Annotated in this window: 8 protein-coding genes; 1 reads left to right on the top strand and 7 read right to left on the bottom strand. The window is 58.6% G+C overall.

Annotated elements, in window-relative coordinates:
- Positions 1-267 precede the first annotated feature (267 nt).
- Positions 268-8,070, top strand: a complete 7,803-nt coding sequence (locus tag ACIOVB_RS24790) for a dermonecrotic toxin domain-containing protein (RefSeq protein WP_401271963.1) — start codon at positions 268-270, stop codon at positions 8,068-8,070.
- Between the two features lie 3 nt (positions 8,071-8,073).
- On the opposite strand, the gene argR is transcribed toward ACIOVB_RS24790, so the two are convergent.
- The 7 genes from argR to ACIOVB_RS24755 all read right to left on the bottom strand — a co-directional run.
- Positions 8,074-9,054 carry a transcriptional regulator ArgR gene (gene argR, locus ACIOVB_RS24785; protein WP_401271962.1) on the bottom strand — a complete coding sequence of 327 codons (981 nt, stop codon included), beginning with the start codon at positions 9,052-9,054 and terminating at the stop codon, positions 8,074-8,076.
- 236 nt (positions 9,055-9,290) lie between these two features.
- Positions 9,291-10,055, bottom strand: coding sequence for an ABC transporter ATP-binding protein (locus ACIOVB_RS24780; protein ID WP_102354226.1), 765 nt, complete (start codon positions 10,053-10,055; stop codon positions 9,291-9,293).
- Between the two features lie 27 nt (positions 10,056-10,082).
- Positions 10,083-11,195 (bottom strand): M14 family metallopeptidase, encoded by a 1,113-nt coding sequence (locus ACIOVB_RS24775; RefSeq protein ID WP_401271961.1) that lies wholly within the window; start codon positions 11,193-11,195, stop codon positions 10,083-10,085.
- A gap of 1 nt (position 11,196) precedes the next feature.
- On the bottom strand, positions 11,197-11,895 hold the full coding sequence (locus tag ACIOVB_RS24770) for an ABC transporter permease (protein WP_187679286.1): 699 nt from the start codon (positions 11,893-11,895) through the stop codon (positions 11,197-11,199).
- On the bottom strand, positions 11,892-12,581 hold the full coding sequence (locus ACIOVB_RS24765) for an ABC transporter permease (RefSeq protein WP_007912702.1): 690 nt from the start codon (positions 12,579-12,581) through the stop codon (positions 11,892-11,894). The genes ACIOVB_RS24770 and ACIOVB_RS24765 overlap by 4 nt, the downstream gene beginning before the upstream one ends.
- 91 nt (positions 12,582-12,672) lie before the next feature.
- Entirely contained in the window at positions 12,673-13,446 is a 774-nt protein-coding gene (locus ACIOVB_RS24760; protein WP_305439329.1) for an ABC transporter substrate-binding protein, read from the bottom strand.
- Positions 13,447-14,165: 719 nt separating this feature from the next.
- On the bottom strand, positions 14,166-15,017 hold an 852-nt coding region (locus ACIOVB_RS24755; RefSeq protein ID WP_401271960.1), incomplete at its 5' end, for an AMP-binding protein.

Raw genomic sequence — 15,017 nt, 5'->3', positions numbered from 1 at the left:
CGAGCGATGGGGGGATTGTAAGGACAGTTTTCAGCCCGGCCTTGCCGCCAAGCGACAACTTCTTATAGCGCAAACCCCGGATTTTCCCGGGTTTACGGCAATGCGACATATAGCGTCGCAAAGGCGCAGTTTAAACCGGCGCTGCCGATTTGCGGCAGGCGGGCAAGGATATCAACTCAAGACCTTCCCACCGGTATAAATATGTACCGCACCGACGGTGCATCGCTCTGATTTGATTGGCGCTTTCAAACGCCAAGGATTGGCCCGATGCATCCGACCGACGAGCAGCACACCGCCACCAGTCACAACGTCGATTCACAGCAGCCCGACGTCCATTACCTGCACCTCAAAGCCAGCATGCCCGACTGGTTGGGCAACGCTTCGGCGGCCAGGCGCAACGCCCTCAAGACCACGCAACCCGCACTGCCCTCCAGGCTGCGAGCGGTATCGGTCGCCCACCATCAGGCGCTGAAGGCGCTCAATGCCGCGCACTGGACCGCCCAAAACGATGTCGACCAACAGCTCGAACATTTCCAGGACGCCAGCACCTTCGCCGAGCCCCTGCTCAAAGCCGCGTTGAAAGAACAGTTCGCTCTGGATCTGGACGTCAGAACCACGTACCTGCACCTGTACATCCCGGCCACCACGCCACTGTTTTCGATCAAGACCGGCGCCCGCACCTGGACGGTGTCGCTACTGGACGCCGCGCTGCATAACTTCGAGGAGAAGGAAACCGAGGACGATGCCTATGAAGCCGATTCCACCTTCATCACCCAACCCTCGGCGACCGGCCAGTTCGACACCCTGCCTGCGATCAAGCAAACGCTGAGCATCGCCGCATTCACCCGGCTCTGCCGAACGCTGGATATCGGCGCGCAGTACAAAACCTGGCTGGAAGACCATCTGGGGTTTGGCGATGAAGCGAAAGCCTCGGCGTTGCGCCTCAAGGTCGACAAGAGCCAGCAAGCCGCCCTGAAAGCCGCCCTGCAACTCGCCCGCATGAACGACGATATCAGCGAGGGCTACTTTCGTACGATCACCGCACTGGCCGAAGGCGTACCGCACCTGCGGATCAATGGCCAGTCCCTGCTGTGTAACAGCCTGACGATGATGGAGGCCCCACTCACCGGCATCGCGGTGTTCGCCCCGCCGGCAGATGAACCGCAAAACGTGGCGCGGGTGGTGGCCTGGGTGCCGGATGACCCTGAACATCCGATCAAGGAATACGCCTCCTCAGCAGAGCTGGAAGTCGAACTGACCCGGCAACTGCGCTCACGCGACTATCAGAAATTCTTCAGTCGCTTCGTCAACCACGAACAGCGTGGCTTTTTCTTCTCCAGCCTGAACGCTCGCCTGAGCCGGGTGACGTGGCACGAACCCGTGCCGGGCAGCCCGCAGCCGGTGTGGCGAGACGAACCATTCGACAAACCGGACCTGCAACTGGCCGCCACGCCAATCAGCGGCGAGTTATGGGAGCACCTCTATCAAGGCAAACTGAACAAGATCCTCAATGACGCCCAAGTCATTGCCGTCGCGACCGCCACAGTCGATTCAAAAGTGCGCTGGGCACTGTGGGATTCGTTCGTCGGCATCGCCTCGACGATTGTGCAGACCGCCGCATTCATCATTGCGCCGTTCGTGCCGGTTCTGGGCGAAATGATGATGGCGTACATGGCCTACCAGTTTCTCGACGAAATGTTCGAAGGCATTGTCGAGTGGACGCAAGGCCAGAACACCGAAGCGCTGACGCACCTGTTCGGCTGCCTTGAGTCACTGGTTCAACTCGGCGCATTTGTCGCCGGCGGTGTTGTTGCCCTGGGCGAGTTCCGCAACGTGCTGCCCAAAGAAATAGTCGCCTTCATCGACAGTTTCAAACCGGTACAGATGCCCAACGGCAAAACCCTTTATTGGAAACCGGATCTGTCCGCCTACCAGCAAAAAAACCTGCCGACGCCAGGTTCATCCCCTTCGCGACTGGGCCTGCACGAACATCAGGGCAAGCTATTGCTACCCATTGATCAAGGCCACTATGCCGTCAAAGAAACTCCGATTCCCGGCCAATATCGAATTGATCATCCAACCCGACCCGACGCCTATAAGCCGCTGGTACGCCATAACGGCGACGGTGCGTGGCACACCGAGATCGAACAGCCGCTGGAGTGGGACGCCCCCACGGCGTTGCGGCGGATTGGCCACTCGGTCGAGTCCTTCTCACCCGTTCAACGTGAACGAGTCCTTCAGATCAGCGGCTTCGACCACAACGCTCTTCGTCAGATGCATGTCGACCAGGAGCCGTTACCGCCGTTGCTGGCGGACAGTATTGCGCGCTTCAAGATCGACCAGGATCTGCAACTGTTAATCGAGCAAATGGGCAGCGAGTTGCCCGAACAGCAACGCAGTGCCGACCCGCTGACGCAACTGCAACTGCTCAATGATTACGGACGCTGGCCTGGCAACAAACGCCTGCGCCTGATGGATCAACAACAGGCTGTCACCTGGCAGTCCTCAGCAGACGAAACGCTTCCCCTCACCGATATTCGCTCGGACGGACTGGTGGACGGCGATGTCCTGAAGACACTGCTGCAAACCCTGGATGAACAGGACGCCAAAGCGCTGCTGGGCGAAGACTTCGCCGGTCCGGATCTGACACTGGAGGTCCGCACCCGCCATTTGCGCAAGCAACTGCTGCACCATGCCAAAACGCAACGCGGGACACTGTTCGAAGCACGCTACCAGGCTCTCGAAACGCCCGACGATCCGCTGATCAGCCGCCTTACGCAGCATGAACCAACGCTCCCCCGGCGCATCACGGAGGAACTGCTCAACAACGCCACCGGCGATGAGCTATTGCTGATCAGTGAAGGGCAGTTACCCCAGCGCCAGCAAAACCTTATCCAGATTGCCAGCGAAGAGGTACGCGTCGCGCGCGCATATGAAGGACTGGAGATGGGCTCGGTGAGTAATCCGGATACCGACACTTTGGTACTGCACAGCCTCAGGCAAGTGCCTGGCTGGAGCGGTGATGTGCGCCTGGAAATTCGCGACGGCGCCTATGAGGGCAAGGTGCTCGACAGCACCGGGCGAGTGGATGCGCCGGTGCAAAAAATTCTGGTCAGACAAACCGATGACCTCTATCAGCCGTTCGACGACCGCGGCCAGGAACTGCATTCGGCCACCGATATTTATTCCAGCATTCTGTACGCCCTGCCGGATACCGAACGTCAGGCCCTGAACATTCGGATTGGCCAGCCGGAACAACTGAAAAGTGCGATCCGCGCCCGGCCACTGGCTCGGGAGGATCTGCGCGTAGCGATATCACTGCCCCCGGCTCCGCAACCGCAACTGGATACTCTGCGCCTGGTCGGGCGTGGCGGTCGCCAGCCAACATTCGGTCTGCCTGACGCCTACGTGCATCCGGGCGCAATCATAGAGCCCCAGCCACTGGATCCTGTTCAGGTGATCTATCGCGGCTACACCACTCAGGAGGCCGAAGACTTTGCGACCCGATTCAATCAGGACCCGGTAGCAATCAGAAACGAACTGACCCGTCTGAGGGGTGAACTCAGTCAACTTCAGGATGACCTGCGGCTTTGGGAAACCCGGATCCCCGTGAACAATCCCGACACCGGCCTTCCATTGACGGTGATTGAACTGCGGGCTGCAAGGCAAAGCCGAGCGCGACTCAGGGTCGACATTGAACGCTGCTGGCGCAGGGAGCTACGCAGCTCTACCGGTTACACGCTGCAGATCAGGGAGCCGATCATTGGCGACCTGCCTGTGTTGAATGCAGACTTCAGTCATGTCACCTTGCTGAGCATCAATGGCAGCGCCCGCACCGGCGCCGTCGATGGGTTTTTGCAGCAATTCCCGCAACTGTTTTACCTCGACATGCAAAACCTGAATGTGCCGAATCTGCCGCCCGCCATTCGCTCGATGCCACGATTGCGAAATCTGATCCTGCGCAACTGCGGCATTGTTCTGCCCGCCGACAGCCGAGCGCTATTTTCACCCTTGTCCGAACTCCTTATCCTGGACCTGCAAGGCAACCGATTAGGCGCTGCGCCCGAGGTACACACGATACCTTCGTTGCGCTACATCAATCTCGAAAACACGGGAATCACGAAGCTGCCAGACGGTCTGCTGGATCACCCACGGCTGAGCAATGGCAGATTCGACGGCAATCAGATCACTGACATTCCCACGGCTTTTTTCGACTTGCCCCCGGCGCTGAGCGATGGCTTCAGTTTTGCCAACAACCCACTGTCTCCAATCAGTCGGGAGCGGGTGAAAGCGTACTACCAGCAAACCGGAAAACACTTCGGCATCTTGCCGGAGCGAGCCGATATGAATCGGGCCATGAACCTCTTTCCTGCCCTCGACACCGAGCAGGCCGCCGAGTTGCTCTATCAACTGCCCGGCACACTGGTTGACGGTCGCGTCCACCTCGCCGGATGGGAAGCCGAAGCCCACCGAATGCAAAACGACCTGGCGCAATGGACCAATAACGTTCCTGACCACCACCCCGAAACCGGCCAGGCGCTGACTATCAGTGAGCGGGTGAACGAACGTCTCGCCCGGCAGCGATTCAGTATCAAACTCGAACAGTTCTGGCACGAAAGAAGCCCTGTATCCCCCAACTCTCGCAGTAGCCGTCTGGTAGCGAGCGTCGAGTTTATCGGAGACATGCCAGTACTCGACGCTGACTTCAGCCACGTTGCTGAACTGACGCTCGATGGCAACAAAAACGTTTCGACCGTACTGCCCTTCCTGCAACGTTTCCAGAATCTGACCGACCTGGAGCTGAGTTTTTTTGACCTTGAACCGGCCACCTTGGAATCCATCAATGCCCGACAACTGGTCACACTGCGGCTCAAGAACTGCGGGGTCGTGATCACCCCGGAAAATCAAGCAGCACTCTGCGCCATGAGCCAACTGGAGATACTCGAGTTGCGCGGCAACCCGCTCGGATCCTTCTTTGATCTGAATCTGCTGCCCTCGCTCAAGCACCTCGACCTGTCAGACACCGGACTCTCCGAGCTTCCAGCCGGAATCACCGACAATCACAACCTGGCAACCGCATTGTTCAGTGAAAACAATATTGTCGAATTGCCCGATGCCTTATTCGATCTGCCGGCCGAGCGCAGTGACGGAATTGATCTGGCCGAGAATCCGAGGCTCTCCTCGAACGCTCGCAACCAGATAAAAAACTATTACCGCAAAACCGGGCATGATTTCGACGTGCTGGCAGATCCAACAGATATCGCCTTGGCGAAGCGGCTGTTCCCGACGCTGGATACCGTCGAAGCCAGTGAAGTGATCTATGACCTGCCCGGCACCCTGGCGGACAGTCGGATTCAGCTCAATGTCTGGCAAATGGAGCTGAGCGGGCTGGAGCAGGATCTGCGCACATGGGCCGTTGAGGTACCACATCAGGATCCTGTGACGGGGGCGGCGATCGATGCTGTCGAAATGTTCAACAACTACACGGCCCGATCGGAGTTTGCCCAGCGGCTGCAGGATTTCTGGCAAAGTCGTTCGACCACCTCCAGCATGCGCGACGATCACTTTATCGCGAACCTGGCCTTCACGGGGGACATGCCACGGCTGAACGTAGATTTCAGCCATGTGTCGAGTCTGAACCTCATGGGCACTGCGTCGGTGAATGACATCGCCTCGTTCGTGGAACTGTTTCCCAACCTGCACGTCCTTGAGATGCGCAACTTCGAATTGGGACAAATACCAGCCAACCTCGGACACCTGTCGCAGCTCAAGGAGCTGATGCTGACCCACTGCAACATTACCCTCACGGCCGAGGGGCAGACCCTTCTGCAATCGCTGAACGAACTTGAACTCCTGAACCTGAGCCATAACACACTGGTGCAGATTCCAGATCTGGCGGCGCTGCCCATGCTGAACGATGTTCGCCTGACCAACACCGGCATTGGCAACGTACCCAATGGTTTGAGCTCTCATCCGAACCTGCGCAATGCACTGCTCAACGACAACGCGATCACGGATCTGCCCGAATCGTTTTTCGCGGTGGACATTGATCTGGCTGACGGCATAGATCTGGCAAACAATCCTTTGTCCCCGTCCACGCGTGAGCGTATCAAGTCCCACTACGCTGCCATCGGCTATGACTTCGGTGTACTCCCCGACCTGGCCGACATCGCCAAGGCACAAGCACTGTTTCCCGATCTGGACATCGAAGATGTCACGCACGTGATCTATGAATTGCCTGGAACGCTGGCAGACGGCAGCGCCCAACTGGCGCACTGGGAGGCTGAACTCACGCAGATGGTCAGTGACCTTACCGAATGGTCCGATCGCGCACCTGCGGGTCTGGCGGGTTTGAACATGACCGCCGCTGACAGAGCGACACAGCGGTTCGAGCGCCGAGCGTTCAGCGTACAACTGGAACATTTCTGGCGCAGCAGACAAAACAGCAAAACAGAGCTCAGGCTCAACGCTTTCGACGCCCACCTCAGGGTGATCGGTGATCTGCCAGCGCTGAGTGCTGATTTCAGTCACGTCACGCAAATGACCTTGCAGGGCAGCGAAAAGCTGACGGGGGTCGAGGGTTTCCTGAATTGCTTTACCGGGCTGGAGGCACTGGAAATGCGCCGCTTTGCCTTGGATCAATTCCCCCTGGCCGTGTCCCGCATGCCCCAACTCAAAACCCTGGTACTGAGCAGCTGCGGCATTGCTTTTGATGAATCGGGGCAAGCGGCCTTGTCCTCGTTATCCCGACTGACAATGCTGGATATGTACAACAACCCGCTGGGCAGCGCCCCAGACATTTCGGCGCTGAGAGCACTGACGTTCATCGATCTATCCCGAACCGGGATCGACCATCTACCGCCCAGCCTGCTCGAACTGCCGGTTCTGGAAACGGCGATACTCCATGAAAACCTCATCAGCGAGTTGCCAGAGGCACTTTTTCAACTGCCCGCCGACGCCAGCAATGGCTTTGACTTGAATCGCAACCCGCTGTTGCCAGCCACGCGCGAACGGATAAAAACCCATCATCAAGCGCTGGGCATTGATTTTGGCGTTTCCGTACCTCAGGAAGATAGTTTGCTGGCCCGTGCGCTGTATCCGCATCTGACCGACGCACGCCTCGACGAAATCGTCTACGGCCTGCCCGGTACTTTGGCCGATGGGCATCTGGAACTGATCCGCAGACAAACAGAGATCACCACACTGATCAATGATCTTGAGGCGTGGACGAATGAAATCCCCCTCGCCCCCGGCACCAACACACCCTTGACGGGCGATAGCCTGATCGAGGATCAAGAGTGCAGAATGCGATTCAAGGAAAGTCTCGAACAATGCTGGCGCCGGATAGTGAGGGAAGGCCGGTCCGAGTTCGACTTCACGTTCCATCTGCCAATTACAGGCGAACTACCAACGCTGTCGGCGGATTTTTGGCATATACGCACGCTGATCCTGGCGGGTAACAGATTCAAGCTCCCTCGCGTCGGTCGATTCCTGGAGCGCTTCCCCCATCTGCGTTCGCTTACCATAGAGAGCTATCATCTGGGCGACATTCCTGGCGCCATTCCAGCCATGGAAAGTTTGACGGAACTCAGTCTGGTCAATTGTCAGATCACCCTCACTCAGGAAAGCGCGAATGCGTTGCGCGGCATGAGTAACCTCACGCGACTCGCCTTGAGGGATAACGCGCTGGGCCGAACCCCCGACCTCAGTCAGATGACGTCACTGGCCAGACTGAACTTGAACAACACAGGACTCACGGAAACTCCGCCGGGCTTGTTCAATCGCCCGGACCTTGTGTATGCCGACCTGGCCAACAACGCCATTGTCGAATTGCCCATCGAGATAATCGAGGCCGACACCACCGAATTCATCTTCAGCGGCAATCTGCTCTCGCCGAGTAGCCAGCAAGCACTGAGTGTTTATGCCAGCAGAAGGGCTGTCAGATTGCAGATCCCACAAAGAATTGGTCGCCATTTCGAAGAGTTCGAAGACGACTCGTTTTCCAGTGGCGCTGAAGCCAGGTCTTACATCGACTCTTCGGAGAGTTCAGGTGACCTGGTCGTCGACTAGCGTCTAGCCGCGCTCGGGCGGCACCGACGACAATTCAAACGGACTGCTGCTGCGCCGCTGGTTGCGATCTTCCCGCGGCGTGGCGCCGAAGAAATTGCGGTAGGCGCTGGAGAAATGCGGCCCCGAGGAGAAGCCGCAAGACAGGCCGATCTGGATGATCGACTTGCTGGTTTGCATCAACATCTGCCGGGCCTTGTTCAGGCGCAGTTCCAGGTAGTACTGGCTCGGCACGCGGTTGAGGTACTGCTTGAAGATCCGCTCCAACTGCCGACGGGATACGCACACATGCTGGGCGATTTCGTCGGTGGTCAGCGGCTCCTCGATGTTGGCTTCCATCAGCAACACGGCTTGCGTGAGCTTCGGATGACTGGAGCCGAGACGGTTCTGCAACGGAATACGCTGACGCTCGCCGCCCTCGCGGATGCGCTCGACCACCAGTTCTTCCGACACCGCACCGGCCAGTTCCGCACCGTGGTCACGGGCCAGCACTGCCAGCAACAAATCGAGCACCGACATGCCGCCGCATGCGGTCAGGCGATCGCGATCCCAATCGAACAGATGACTGGTGGCGATGACTTTCGGGAAGCGTTCGGCGAAATCGTCCTGCCAGCGCCAGTGCACGGCGGCGCGATAACCATCGAGCAAGCCCAGTTGCGCCAACGGATACACACCGGCCGACAGACCGCCGATCACACAACCGGCACGTACCAGTTGCTTGAGCGCGCTGCTCAGTGGCGAGGCCAGCGAAGTTGGCGGCTCATCGGCAAGCAGGAACAGTTTCTGGAAGTTCTCGAGCTTGCCGGCCCACGGCTCGCCGGGCAATTGCCAGGCGCCTTCGACGGGCGCCTCGGCCTGCAAGAACGACAGTTCGTAAACCACGTCCGGGTGCACCCGCTGCGCAACACGCAAGGCCTCCTCCGCCAGCGCCAGCGTCAACGCTTTAGTGCTGGGCCAAATCAGGAAACCAATTCGATGGGCAGTCATGGGCGGGCAATCCGAAACGAGGAACGGTGATGAAGGCAAGGGCCAATGCTAGCCCGAAAATGAACACAAATCTTGAGTCTGACGGAGATCACCTGATAGGAGCTGTCGAGTGAAACGAGGCTGCGATCTTTTGATTTTAGTTTTTGAAGATCAAAAGATCGCAGCCTGCGGCAGCTCCTACAGGGGAACCCGGCCGGCGAAGCATGCACTATTCCGGTGCATACCGGCAGTCCTGATTACTTGAGGCTACCCGAGAGGAACTGTTGCAGCCGCTCCGACTGCGGATTAACCAGCACTTCGCGCGGGTTGCCGCTTTCTTCAACAACACCTTTGTGCAGGAACACCAACTGGTTCGACACTTCACGGGCAAAGCCCATTTCGTGCGTCACCACAACCATGGTGCGGCCTTCCTGAGCCAGCGCCTGCATCACCTTCAGCACGTCACCTACCAGTTCCGGGTCAAGCGCCGATGTCGGTTCGTCGAACAGCATCACTTCCGGCTCCATCGCCAGCGCACGGGCAATCGCGACACGCTGCTGCTCGCCACCGGACATGTGCCCCGGGAACGCGTCCTTACGATGAGCCACGCCAACCTTGTTCAGGTAGTGCTCGGCTTTCTCGCGGGCTTCAGCCTTGGACACGCCCAGTACGTGCACCGGCGCTTCCATGATGTTTTCGATCGCGGTCATGTGCGACCACAGGTTGAAATGCTGGAACACCATCGACAGGCGCGAACGCATGCGCTGCAGCTGTTTCGGATCAGCGGCTTTCAGCGCGCCGTCCTTGTTGGCCACCAGTTTCAGCTCTTCGTTATTGAGCAGAATCTTGCCCGCGTGCGGCTGCTCGAGCAGGTTGATGCAACGCAGGAAAGTACTTTTGCCGGAGCCACTGGAGCCGATGATGCTGATCACATCGCCGGCTGCCGCTTTCAGGGAAACACCCTTGAGCACTTCGTGACTGCCATAGCGTTTATGCAGGTCTTGGACTTCAAGTTTGTACATGCGGTCGGTTCTCACAAAAACAGTCAGTCAGTCGTTGAGCAAGCGCCCGTGACGCAGCGCTTCGCGCCCCGCCACCTTGGCCAGCCAGAAACCGGGTTGGGCATAGCGCAGCCGTTCAATGGCAAACAGCACCCCGGACGTACCAGCACATACCGTGCTGACCCGATCGGACACAGGGTCGATCACTTCAAAAATCTCGTCACCGGCCTCGACCCACTCGCCGGGTTTACGCAGAAAACTCACCACGCCAGGGTGCGGCGCGAGCAGCAATTCGGTGCCTTCGAACGGCATGCCTTCGCACGGTTCGTTGGCAGGATTGGGCCACTCGCCGGTAATCAAACCTTGCTCGGCGAGGAACGCCAGAATGCCTTCAGCATACGCCTCGGCCTCGGCACGGCCAGTGTCAGCCTGACCGCCCAGCTCGATGGTCGTCGCCAGGCACGCCAGCGGGATCTGCGCATCCGGGAACTGCCGCGACAGACGCAGCCACGGCAGTGAGCACGCTTCATCAAAAGAGCTGCCGCCGGAATCTTCGGCTAGCAAACCGACCTTCACATTCAGGTGCGCGGCCAGCGAACGCCACTGCGGCCAGTGCTGCGGCAGCGCATACAGGTGCAGCGCGGCTTCGGCGTCGCAGTGCAAGTCGAGCACCACGTCGGCGGTGCAGGCATGGCTGAGCAAAACGCGCTGCATGCCTTGCAACTGGCTGCTCGCTGGCGGCAATGCGGACAAGTGATCAGCCATCGCCTGACGGATCAGACGAATGTTGGCGTGCGGATCATCACCGAGGTTGTCGGCCAACGCTGCCGCTACCGGCGCGCTCAGTTCAACGAAATCACGGTTGAAATTCTTGCCGCTGCCCGCCTCGAAACGGCCCTGGAAATTGCCTTGCAGCAATTGCCCAAGCCCCAACGGATTGGCCACCGGCACCAGTTCGATCACACCGTTGAGCAGGCCTTTGGCTTCGAGTTCGCCCAAGCGCTTTTTCAGCTCCCAGGCGGTACGCATGCCCGGCAATTCGTCAGCGTGCAGGCTGGCCTGAATGTAGGCCTTGCGCTCACCGCTACCGAAACGGAAGACCGAAATCTTGCGCTCGCTGCCTAAGTGGCTCCACGGCAAAACGTGGTCGATGCGTTCCATATCAGTGCTTCCGCGGAGCGAGGTAGCTCAACCAGCGACGCTCGGCCAGCTTGAACAGCTTGACCAGAATGAAGGTCAGGCACAGATAGAACACGCCAGCGGTGATGTACGCCTCGAACGGCAGGTAGTACTGCGCGTTGACGGTACGGGCCGCGCCGGTGATGTCGATCAAGGTCACGATGGACGCCAGACTGGTGGTCTGCAGCATCATGATCACTTCGTTGCTGTACTGCGGCAGCGCCCGGCGCAGGGCCGACGGCAGCAAGATGCGCTTGTACAGTTTGAAGCGCGACATGCCCATGGCCTTGGCCGCTTCGATCTCACCGTTCGGCGTGGCCTTGAGGCTGCCGGCGATGATTTCCGCGGTGTAGGCGCTGGTATTGACCGCGAAGGCCAGGCACGCACAGAACGTGGCGCTGGACAGCCACGGCCAGAGGAAGCTTTCACGTACCGCTTCGAACTGCGCCAGACCGTAGTAGATCAAAAACAGCTGAACCAGCATCGGCGTGCCGCGAATCACGTAGGTGTACAACCACGCGGCGCCGTTGACGATCGGGTTCTTCGAGACGCGCATCAGGCCCAGCGGCAGTGCCGCCAGCAGACCAAAAAACAGCGACAGCGCGAGCAATTTGAGGGTAGTCACCAGGCCGCCGAGGTACAGCGGCAGAGCCTCCCAAATGACGTTGTAGTCGAAGATCATAGATCAGCCGCCCTTACGCCTACCGAGTAGCGCTTCTCAAGTTGACGCAGGATCAGCAACGAAACGCTGGTGATCACCAGGTACATCGCCGCCACTGCGAGGAAGAAGGTAAAAGGCTCGCGAGTGGCGTCTGCCGCCTGCTTGGCCTTGAACATCATGTCTTGCAGACCGACCACGGAAATCAGCGCAGTGGCCTTGGTCAGTACCAGCCAGTTGTTGGTGAAGCCGGGAATCGCCAGACGAATCATCTGCGGCACCATCACCCGGAAGAACACCTGAAAACTGCTCATGCCGTACGCCATGCCCGCTTCGGCCTGACCTTTCGGAATGGCCATGAACGCACCCCGGAAGGTTTCCGACAGGTACGCACCGAAGATGAAACCCAGGGTGCCGATACCGGCGGCCAACGGGTTCAGGTCGATGTAGTCGTCATAGCCGAGCATCGGCGCCACGCGGTTGAGCAAGTCCTGACCGCCGTAGAAGATCAGCAGGATCAGCACCAAATCGGGAATCCCGCGGATCACCGTGGAATACAGATCGCCCAGCCATGCCAGCCAGCGCACCGGCGACAGGCGCAGCGCGACACCGATCAGCCCCAGAACGATGGCCAGAGCCATGGACGACAAGGCGAGCTGAAGCGTCAGCCATGCGCCATCGAGGATGACAGCCCCGTAGCCTTTCAACATGATTCAGGTCCTCGAAAGTTGGGATGAAAAAATGGCGCAAACCGCAGAGATTCTGTTGCTTGCGCCATTTCGGACTTGTCGCAGAGACGTCTTACTTGCCGTAGATATCGAAGGCGAAGTACTTGTCCTGGATAGCTTTGTATTTGCCGTTTTCGCGGATGGCCGCGATGGCAGCGTTGATCTTGTCTTTCACAGCGTCGCCCTTGCGCACTGCGATGCCTACGCCGTCGCCGAAGTATTTGACGTCGGTGAACGCCGGGCCTGCGAAGGCAAAGCCTTTGCCAGCGTCGGTGTTGAGGAAACCGTCTTGCAGCAAGGTCGCGTCAGCCACGGTGCCGTCGAGGCGACCGGCGGCCACGTCGAGGTAGATTTCGTTCTGCGAACCGTATGGCTTGATCTCGGCACCCAGCGGGGCCAGGACTTCGCGGGCGAAACGCTCGTGGATCGAACCACGTTGCACGCCGATGTTCTTGCCCTTGAGCTCAGCCAGACCTTCGCTGACCTGAGTGCCGGCCTTCATGACCAGACGAGCCGGGGTGTTGTAGTACTTGTTGGTGAAGTCCACGGACTTCTTGCGATCTTCAGTGATCGACATGGACGACAGGATCGCGTCGATCTTGCGCACTTTCAGTGCCGGGATCAGACCGTCGAACTCTTGCTCGACCCACACGCACTTGACCTGCATCTGCTCGCACAGCGCGTTGCCGATGTCGTAGTCGAAACCAACGATGCTGCCATCCGGCGCTTTCGATGCGAACGGAGGGTAAGCCGCTTCGATACCGATCTTCAGAGGTTTTTCATCCGCGAAGGAATTCAGCGACAGCACGGACAGTGCCAGGGCGCCAAGCAGCACAAGTTTCTTCATCTTGGGACTCCATCGGTAAAGGGCAAAAACGGCAGAGTGAGCAACAGCCCAATATGCGAATGGTGAATCGGAAATCGGTTGCTGCATCGGTGGGAAATTTCCTATTGAAACCGTCGGAGGTTTCAACGTAAGCAACGATGAGCGAGTGATCGGCATTCTAACGACAGGCCCGAAGCCGATATTTCTTCAATGCGACAACTAATTACAGATGCACAGAGAAAGCGACTTGAGCACATTGACAGCCCTGCAAATTCATGCAGGAGCGAAAGATTGTGAACCGATCTATGCTGCAAATTGCGGGCCTATTATTCGCAAACCCTTCTAATCCGGCAAGCGCAGCGTTGTGTCTTATTTTTCACGAGGTGTTTAAAGGCGCTAAAACGGGGCGATGCGTTTCCCTTTGCCCCGGTTTGGCGCGGGCGGTTACACATTCGGTTACGTGGAAGGCAGGAGGTAACAGCGGGAAATGCCCTACGGCGGAAATCGATAATTATTGGTTGGGTGAGTCCGCGCTCCGACAGCGGACTACCTCGGCGTCCGACAAATTGCCTTCGCGAGCAGGCTCGCTCCCACAGGGATCTGCATTTTGTCTGAAGGTACTCGGTCAAACTGTGGGAGCGAGCCTGCTCGCGAAGGGGCCGGCCCGATCGACACAAATCCACCAGACACAAAAAAGCCCCGCCCGGCAAAACCGGACAGGGCTCCTATGCTTCTAACGCTTAAGCAACATTCATCGTCTTGTGCGTATCAATCAAATGCTGCACCACACCCGGATCCGCCAGGGTCGAAATATCCCCCAACCCATCATATTCAGCGGTCGCGATCTTGCGCAGAATGCGGCGCATGATCTTGCCCGAACGGGTCTTCGGCAGCCCCGGCGCCCACTGGATCACGTCCGGCGAAGCAATCGGCCCGATCTCTTTGCGCACCCAGTTTTTCAACTCCAGACGCAATTGCTCGCTCGGCTCCTCGCCATTCTTCAACGTGACATAGACATAAATGCCCTGCCCCTTGATGTCGTGCGGCACACCGACTACCGCCGCTTCGGCGACTTTCGGGTGAGCAACCATCGCGCTTTCGATCTCGGCCGTGCCCATGCGGTGGCCAGACACGTTAAGCACGTCATCCACACGCCCGGTGATCCAGTAGTAACCATCGGCGTCACGCCGCGCGCCGTCACCGGTGAAATACATGCCACGGAACGTCTTGAAGTAGGTGTCGACGAAACGGTCATGGTCGCCATACAGCGTGCGCGCCTGACCCGGCCACGAATCGAGAATCACCAGATTGCCTTCAGCCTCGCCCTCAATAATGTTACCGAGGTTGTCGACCAGCGCCGGCACCACACCGAAGAACGGCCGTGCCGCCGAACCCGGTTTCAGCGCATGGGCGCCCGGCAACGGACTCATCATGTTGCCGCCCGTCTCGGTCTGCCACCAGGTATCAACGATCGGGCAACGCGACTTGCCGACATTCTTGTAGTACCAGTCCCAGGCTTCCGGGTTGATCGGCTCACCCACCGAACCGAGCAAACGCAAGCTGCTGCCGTCCGCGCCTTCAACAGCAGCGGT

The sequence above is a fragment of the Pseudomonas sp. NPDC087639 genome (genome assembly GCF_044743385.1).
GTDB lineage: Bacteria > Pseudomonadota > Gammaproteobacteria > Pseudomonadales > Pseudomonadaceae > Aquipseudomonas.
This window is presented reverse-complemented; position numbering and strand designations above follow the sequence as displayed.

Excerpts from the sequence above, each read along its gene's own strand:
- ACIOVB_RS24790 (WP_401271963.1), top strand. The coding sequence starts at position 268 with ATGCATCCGACCGACGAGCAGCACACCGCCACCAGTCACAACGTCGAT.
- argR (WP_401271962.1), bottom strand. The coding sequence starts at position 9,054 with ATGACTGCCCATCGAATTGGTTTCCTGATTTGGCCCAGCACTAAAGCG.
- ACIOVB_RS24780 (WP_102354226.1), bottom strand. The coding sequence starts at position 10,055 with ATGTACAAACTTGAAGTCCAAGACCTGCATAAACGCTATGGCAGTCAC.
- ACIOVB_RS24775 (WP_401271961.1), bottom strand. The coding sequence starts at position 11,195 with ATGGAACGCATCGACCACGTTTTGCCGTGGAGCCACTTAGGCAGCGAG.
- ACIOVB_RS24770 (WP_187679286.1), bottom strand. The coding sequence starts at position 11,895 with ATGATCTTCGACTACAACGTCATTTGGGAGGCTCTGCCGCTGTACCTC.
- ACIOVB_RS24765 (WP_007912702.1), bottom strand. The coding sequence starts at position 12,581 with ATGTTGAAAGGCTACGGGGCTGTCATCCTCGATGGCGCATGGCTGACG.
- ACIOVB_RS24760 (WP_305439329.1), bottom strand. The coding sequence starts at position 13,446 with ATGAAGAAACTTGTGCTGCTTGGCGCCCTGGCACTGTCCGTGCTGTCG.